General features: G+C 41.7%; 1 protein-coding gene. It reads right to left on the bottom strand.

What is annotated here, in order from left to right; genetic code table 11:
* A partial coding sequence (locus AC1DJR_RS31160) for a serine hydrolase domain-containing protein (RefSeq protein ID WP_477004382.1) occupies nt 1-754 on the bottom strand: 754 nt, incomplete at its 3' end.
* Nucleotides 755-1,044 lie beyond the last annotated feature (290 nt).

Genomic DNA, 1,044 nt, shown 5'->3' with positions numbered 1-1,044 from the left:
GCTTAGTGCCTGGAATAACGCTTGAATTGCCAGGTAGGAATGTATTCGACAATTCAAGCGGTTCAATAATCCGATTTTCAATCTCTTCCGCATAACTGTTTCCGGTTACTTTTTCAATAAGGATACCCAGTAATACGTATCCTGTGTTTGAATAAGACCAGCCCTTTCCTGGGGCAAAGTCTGGGGGCATCGAAAGTCCAATCTTCACTAGCTCTTCAGCGGTATACAATCTTTTTGTATGCGTAAAATCAGCTTCTTTTGACCTTGAGTATTCAGCGATACCACTTGTATGGTTCAACATCTGACGGATAGTAATCTGTTTAGCATCATATCCATTTCCTTGAATGACACCAGGCAACCATTTTTCGATGGAGTCGTCTAGATTCAGGCGGTTCTCTCCAGCTAATTGAAGTAAAACCGTTGCCGTGAACGTCTTCGTCACACTGCCAATGCGAAAGCGAAAATCTGTTTTCATTGGTTKCTTGSTWCTCAGATCCGCTAYCCCAGCGGCATAACYCCACGTTTTTCCACCCTCGGAAGTTTTAGCAAGTATCCCCGGGTATCCAAGTTGCAATGTATCCCGCATTGCTTGCTTAACGGAAGTACGATCTCTTTGAGTRYTTGTTTGTAACGAACTAGATACATTTTGAGTGGGCTCTGCTTTTACAATTGARGTTGGCGTTGTGTATAACAGGGCACTTCCAGCTATTAAAAGGGCAAGACTTGCAAATTTAATTTGGCTACGTGTTTTCATAAGGCGTTCCTCTCCTCTATTCATATTGTATAGGTGGTTGCTTGCTGTTTCGTACTMACCACACAGCTATCATCTCYACCRATGAYAAARRGTCAACATTGAATTCGTAATCATCTTCATAATKATTATTTTTACAARCWCCATTCGGTCCTAGGTAAACCCCTCTTTTCCCACATATATGTTAACCCCAAAAATTACTTCTTTTCCTTGAAACACTCTTGTTACTGGTTTGTTTTTCATATATAAGTCATATCTGTTCCGCCTTTCACGCCTGTTCCGCCTTTCACGCC

Source organism: Bacillus sp. 05T31 (assembly GCF_056396725.1).
This window is presented reverse-complemented; position numbering and strand designations above follow the sequence as displayed.